General features: G+C 45.4%; 6 protein-coding genes and 1 pseudogene. 3 read left to right on the top strand and 4 right to left on the bottom strand.

The genetic code is table 11. From position 1 onward, the window contains the following. From L976_RS22930 to L976_RS17680, 3 genes and pseudogenes are all read right to left on the bottom strand, one after another. A pseudogene (locus tag L976_RS22930) lies at positions 1-108 on the bottom strand (transposase); the annotation flags it as partial. 171 nt (positions 109-279) lie between these two features. Next, positions 280-627 carry a thioredoxin family protein gene (locus L976_RS17685; protein ID WP_047538868.1) on the bottom strand — a complete coding sequence of 116 codons (348 nt, stop codon included), beginning with the start codon at positions 625-627 and terminating at the stop codon, positions 280-282. A gap of 207 nt (positions 628-834) precedes the next feature. Continuing rightward, on the bottom strand, positions 835-1,446 hold the full coding sequence (locus tag L976_RS17680; protein WP_047538865.1) for an excalibur calcium-binding domain-containing protein: 612 nt from the start codon (positions 1,444-1,446) through the stop codon (positions 835-837). 306 nt (positions 1,447-1,752) lie between these two features. Between L976_RS17680 and L976_RS17675 the strand changes: the two genes are divergently transcribed. Together L976_RS17675 and L976_RS17670 are read left to right on the top strand one after the other, a co-directional pair. Next, complete coding sequence (locus tag L976_RS17675; protein ID WP_039978743.1) at positions 1,753-2,109, top strand: PadR family transcriptional regulator; 357 nt, start codon at positions 1,753-1,755, stop codon at positions 2,107-2,109. Position 2,110: 1 nt separating this feature from the next. Then, entirely contained in the window at positions 2,111-3,061 is a 951-nt protein-coding gene (locus tag L976_RS17670) for an HAAS signaling domain-containing protein (protein ID WP_047538856.1), read from the top strand. Positions 3,062-3,095: 34 nt separating this feature from the next. On the opposite strand, the gene L976_RS17665 is transcribed toward L976_RS17670, so the two are convergent. Beyond that, entirely contained in the window at positions 3,096-3,896 is an 801-nt protein-coding gene (locus L976_RS17665; protein WP_047538853.1) for a hypothetical protein, read from the bottom strand. A 442-nt stretch (positions 3,897-4,338) separates the two neighbouring features. On the opposite strand from L976_RS17665, the gene L976_RS17660 reads away from it, so the two are divergent. Further along, a complete protein-coding gene (locus tag L976_RS17660; protein WP_052184019.1) occupies positions 4,339-6,420 on the top strand; it encodes a TonB-dependent receptor in 2,082 nt (693 codons plus the stop codon). The last annotated feature ends 263 nt before the right edge of the window (positions 6,421-6,683 follow it).

Below are 6,683 nucleotides of genomic sequence, written 5' to 3'. Positions count from 1 at the left end.
CGAGTAACTATCATCGCCACATAAAAAAGCCCGCCGAACAACGCGGCTACAGCAATGGTAATAGGGAGTGTCTTCAAGGCTTATCTGGGTTCGGCGAGGGCGCGGCATACAAACCTCCTTGTTCAATGCTTAAACAAAGCATAGTCGGAGGTTAGCTACCTCGCTATTAAGGTTGGGTGTCCATGTTTTGATGTTTTGGGGGCATAAATGTTTTAGAAAAGGCTGTACACCGATGTGTTAGCTGCCTTTTAAGTATGATTCTTTATTATTTGGTGACAGTTATTCTGCATTCAGTAATTTATAGGGGCGGGCAATCGCTCCTTTGAGATCGCCGAGGGAAAACACCTTCGAAAAGCGCGCAAAGCTTTTGCCATAAAATATTGTTTCTACCACGGGCAGACTAAAGACATTGTATCTCGCGGCAAGCTCTAGGTGAGTTTCACAGTCGATATAGACTAGCTGCATTTGGGGACAATCCTTGGCTAGCATAGCGGCGATTTGCGGTTTTAGTACCTGACACACGCCACAACTTGGTGCACCAAATAGCAGTAATACCGCTGGATATTGCTTTAGTATGGCATCCAGTTGCTCAGGTGTTTCAAGGGGGTGGGTAACGGCAGTCGGCATGGACAATCCTATCGAATTTGGGGTTTTACAGGCAGAGTATCACGGAATTAATCCCCATTTTACGGCACTGCTGCTGATAAATGAGCCTACGAAAAATAGACCCACCGTCAGTATGATAATGCCGAATACTATTAGTCCTGCTATTTGTGTTCCGCTGAGCTTATCGATCCAATGTGAAAGCTTATTTATCATTTTTGTTTTACCTCGTTACAACATGGATGAGCTGCACCATTGGCTTTCACAGGGAATACCATCGCCATCACCATCCATTTGCGTGTTGGGACAATTTTGAATGTAAAAGGTCGCTTCAGCACAGGAGCGCATATGGCTGCAATGCGTTTTACCTGCTTCACAGTGAAATTGAGGTTCGACTGTTCTTGGAGATTGTACTTCGGAATAAGCGGCTGGTTTTTCCTCAATAATAGTCTCTTGCCTTTGTTGAAATGCCTTATAGCCAAATCCCGCTAGGGCAACGAACAATAATATTGAAATCAAACGGTTGAGTGATGACTGGGTTTTCTTGGTATTGGCGCTTTTGTTGCCTCGATTGACCTGCGGCGTTCGGCTTGCGGCTGTTGATGTGGGGGTTGCTGCCAGTACCGCAACGCCCTCTATTGAAGCGATTACAGCTTTAATTTTGCCGTCATTCTGGACTTCTGTTTGGTATAAAATGCTATCGCCGACTTTCGGTTTTCGCGCCATCTTCTTAAGTACTGAGATATGGATAAACACATCGCGATCACCACTTTTATCTGGCTGAATAAAACCAAATCCCTTTTGATCGTTCCAGCGTACTAGTACGCCTCTCTCCATGAGCATTGATAGTTTCCTTATGAGTTGATTCTGCGCCTAATTGGATTTACTTGCATAAAAGGCTGCCAGCTAAGTTACTCAAGTTACAGCCTTTTGGCAATTTGTATCTGGGTGGCATCGCGATTGATGCTCTTTGCTTTGTGCGCGGCGATGGCCTCAGTACCTTGTGGTTTATGTGATTTGAAAAACAAGTCACCAAACCGTCTTGACTAAATTTTGTGCTAAAAACTTGCCATGTTACTGTGTGTCACATAGTATTTGCTGTGTGCCACATAGTATGTACAGCACAGTGTTAATCAATAGGAATTGAGTATGACAAGTTCACAGCTAGTCAAAATGCGACTCGAGTTACGCCGTGGCGTATTAGTGTTGGCGGTATTGGGATTGTTAAAACAACCCCATTATGGTTATTCGCTTCGCAAACAGTTGCAGGACGGCGGTATCGATATCGACGAGGGAACGCTGTATCCCTTAGTGCGCCGTTTAGCCGAGCAGGGATTGTTAGACAGTGAGTGGCGACAGGCGGAAGGACGAGAACGCCGTTACTATCAATTGTCATCATCGGGGGCTGAGCTACTTAGCCAACTAACCGAGGAATGGCAGCAACTTAATGGTGCCTTGGCATTTTTGCTAGGGCAGGTTACCGATGAGAATACAGAGGAAAACTGATATGGAATTAGTTGACCGTTATATTGCCGCTGTGCAACGGGAATTGCCCGAAGATAAACGTCAGGAAATTAGTCGTGAACTCAAAGCCAATATCTGTGATCAATTGGATGCCCTTGCTGAACAAGGTGAGCTGTCGGAATCACAAATCGCCGCAGTGTTAAAGCAAATGGGACATCCGGCACAGGTCGCCTGGCAATTTGTGCCACCAAGCCCCATAGTGGCTAATGAAGATATCTCTTTGTTTAAGTACACCTTGTATATGGTGCTGGGCGTCTTATTTGTATTGCAGGTGATTGGTGGGGCGACCCAATGGCTTGGTGCGAGTGAAGGGAGTTTATTAGGATTTCTGCTGCATATTGTCCACGGCTTTATCGGTGATGCTTGCTTTGCATTTACCGTAATTGTGTTGTCATTTTGGAGTTTTTCAATTCAGGGAAAATCAATTTCCGCTGGCTGTAGCAAAGACTGGCAACCGCAACAACTGCCCAAAGTGGTGCCTTCTTGGCAGCAAATCCGCTTTAGTGATGTGTTTTTCGATCTAGCGACTTATCTTTTTTTACTCTTGGTAATTTGGAATAGTGTCTGGATGAGTGCCGAGCAACTAGCGGCACGTTCAGTTATCTTCAGTGTTAATGTACAGCAATTGCTGCAATGGTTTAGCCCCATTATCTTGCTGTCTATTTTCAATAGTCTTTGGCAACTGCGCCGTCAGGTGTGGACGGCAACATTATTGCTAACGAATATGGGGATGAATCTAGCCTATGCGTTATTGCTTGTTTTTCTGGCGTTTAACTCGCCATTGTTACAGGTTCAAGGATCTGACTTAAATGGTCTTTTTACAGTGGAACAGTTAGATAAATGGTTAAGTCATGTCCTGTTGATTACCGCATTATTCCCCAGTTATGAATGTATCCGTGATCTGTTGAGGTGGCGAAAGTTAACTGCAAGCTAGAGGCTTAAATCGTGGCGTGATTCGTGGTGAGGGATTATTTGTTTAGCTTACTGCTAATACTTGCTTGCGCTTGTTGCTTGTACAGTTCAAATAAACCCTGCTGCTTCATTTTTTTGAGTTGTGCAGCAAGGTTTATAGCCAGTTGGCTATGGCGCTCGTTTAAATACCCATAGCTTGTGATTGCCTCTAATGTCGCTATCGGTTTTATTAGGCCGTCTTTAAACTCAGGAGTTTGCTGAAGGAGTTGTGAACTTATTTCTGAATCGATGTAGATATCTATCCGGCCGTGAAGTAATTTTCGAAATGAGTTAATGGGTGAAGATGATTCACTAAGCCGCGCTTCTGGTATAAGCGCTGTAAGGATTTGTTCAACCCGCAATATGCCTCGATAATATTCAACCTTATAGTCTGCTGTGGTTAGTGATTGCCAATCAGCAAGCTTGATATTCGGATTATTACTAAAGGCGATTAAATGTGTTTCGATAATGGGTTCTTCAACCCTAATCACATGTTGTACTTTATCGCCATAGTTGAACACTCTACCGGGTTCGCCATCGACTTTACTTGACTCCAGCATTTTGCTGGCTCGAATTGCGGGTACGAGTTCATAACTAAATTGATAACCCAGTTGGTCTAAGGCATGGCTGTAAATGAGTTCGGCCCATTTAAAGTAAAAGCTATGTTCAGGATCCTCATAAAACGCCATAGTAAATATGGGCTTATCCGTTACAGTCGCCGCTGTTGGCGAAGGTGTGGTTTCACTCGCTTGGGCGCTTAAGCAAAAGACGATTCCAATTAATATATTGGATATACCCGCAAGGTTCCTAAACGGCATACTCACTCCCTTTAATATGGAATATATAACACGCCCTAGTGTCGAAAAATCTAAATTTAACAATCTAAATCAATGCTATAGATAATTTTTTGGAAATAAAAAATTTTCTGACTGATGCGCAGAGTTTTGCGCAATCAAGGCACTCTGTCGTACGCATAGTGAGCTCTGGTTATATAGAGTATAGCCATCCTAATTCACTGGCTTAGCTTTATTCTCCCTTGTTCTTCGAACGGTGAAAAACCTCAATATCGGCAACAAAATGTGATCTGGTGGCGGACAAATTGTCCTTTTGTTGATAAAAATGTGCGACTCAGCACATAAATTTGACAGATAAATGTCGTTGGCGATTTTTCTCTCACTGGAGTTTGAGCTAGATCCGCTTTTGTGCTGTGAAGACAGTGTTAAATCCGCGTCATCAACTCGTTGACTCGGGAAACACTCAATGAAACTAAAACAACACGTTTTAAAAACACGGCCAGCTAAAGTCTATTTAACTGGCCTATGTTTATTGCCACTTAGCGGCTTATCGGCCACAGCTCTTGCTGATGATCTGGATAAAATCGAGCGTTTAGAAGTGCGTGGCAGGCAAATTAATACCTTAGGCCATAGTACTTCGGCGTCTGAAGGGATAGTGGGTGCGGCGGAGATCGAGAGTCGCCCGCTGCTGCGCACGGGGGAGGTCCTTGAGTTTGTCCCCGGGATGATCGTCACTCAGCACAGTGGTTCGGGTAAGGCGAATCAGTATTTTCTACGCGGTTTTAACTTAGACCATGGCACAGATTTTAATACTCGCGTCGAAGGTATGCCGGTCAATATGCGGACTCACGGGCATGGGCAAGGGTATACGGATCTTAACTTTTTAATCCCCGAGCTGTTAGGGGAAATACGTTATGCCAAAGGAGCTTATTATCCTGAAGTGGCGGACTTTTCCGGCGCGGGTGCTGCGCAAATTCTGCTCGCCGATGAACTCGCTTATCGCCAAGTTGGGGTGACCTTAGGGGAATACGGTTATCAACGGCTGGTGGCGACTCAGGATATGAAAACCGAGGCCGGCCGATTTATTTTAGGAACAGAATTACAGGCTTACGATGGTCCTTGGAGTGATATTAAGGAAGATGTCAGCAAGGTCAATGTGGTTGGTCGCTATCTTACCAAGCTTAATGGCGGGGACTTTAGCCTCACTATGATGGCCTACGACAATAGCTGGAATTCGGCGGATCAAATTCCGGCGCGGGCGGTGGAGTCTGGGCTGATTGATTTTTACGGTTCACTCGACACCGATGTGGGCGGTGAGGCCAGTCGTTACAGCATTTCGGCGAATTATGACGCTGGCAACTGGCAGGCCAATGCCTATGCGATACGCTCGACCATGGATCTGTTTTCAAACTTTACCTACTTCTTAAACGATCCCATCAATGGCGATGAATTTGAGCAGGTCGATGAGCGCACCATTTGGGGCGGCGATATTAAACGCGACTGGCAAATGAGTCTGGCGGGGACACAAATCAATTACAGTCTAGGTGCCGATGTACGTTACGACGATATTGGTGCCGTGGGTTTATATAACACCAAAGCACGGGAACGCCTCAGCACTGTGAGACTCGATGAAGTGCAGGAACTCTCTACGGGATTGTTTGGCAAGCTGGAGTGGTTGCCTGCGGACCAATGGCGTTTGAATTTAGGCTTGAGATACGACTATTTCGATGTGCAGGTCGATAGTGATAATCCCCTCAACAGCGGTGATGCTTCCGATGGTATGTTGAGCTTAAAGGCGGGCGCTTCCTACCTAGTGAACGATAATCTGGAACTCTATATGAATGCGGGGCAAGGATTGCATTCTAACGATGCCCGCGGCGCAACCATTAAGGTCGACCCAGTCACGGGCGATCCGGTTGAAAAGGTCGATTTGTTAGTGCGCTCCAATGGTGGCGAGTTTGGCGTCAAATACTATGATCGCGACTTTATTAACTTCTCCGCCGCGCTTTGGTATTTGGAACTCGACTCTGAACTACTCTTCGTTGGCGATGCGGGCAATACCGAACCAAGCCGCGCCTCTGAGCGTTACGGCGCTGAAATCACGGCCTATTATTGGCTTAACGATGATGTGAGCTTAGATATGGAACTGGCCTGGACCCGTGCCCGTTTTACCGAAAATGAACTCGATGAAGGCAAATATGTCGATGGTGCCGTGCCCTTTGTTGGCAGTGCGGGCATTACCTATCGTCCCGATGGCGATGGTTGGTATACCAGTGTCAGGCTGAGATATTTAGGTGAGCGGATCCTCGATAGTTTTGATGAGCATAAAGCCGATGACACGACTTTAGTGAACCTTGCCCTTGGTTATCAGTTATCGGGCTTCGATACTAAGCTGGAGCTATTGAATATATTTGATAGCAAAGACCACGATATCGATTATTTCTACGAGTCTCGTCTAGCGGGTGAGCCAGCTGAAGGTGTGGAAGACTTGCATTATCATCCCGTTGAGCCGCGTATGGTGCGGGTGAGTGTCAGTTATCGTTTCTAACTTGAGTGACCATTCTTGAGTGACCATTGCTAGCGCCAACCGATACGCTAAGTTTGTTCCGCACCTAGGATAAACTTAGCGTTTCTATTCTGTTTAACATCATCATTTCGATATTTAGCTCAAATAAAATATTTTTAAATCAAGATATTTAGTCATGTTAGGCATTGAGGCTGTCGGTGCCTCTTAAGGGAATACCCTCAAACACTCAATACTAAAATTGGTGATGAATATTAAACGGATCGCTGCCGTTATCTCCTGAAGTT

The sequence above is a fragment of the Shewanella sp. ZOR0012 genome, from assembly GCF_000798835.1.
GTDB classification, from domain to species: Bacteria; Pseudomonadota; Gammaproteobacteria; order Enterobacterales; family Shewanellaceae; genus Shewanella; species Shewanella xiamenensis.
This window is presented reverse-complemented; position numbering and strand designations above follow the sequence as displayed.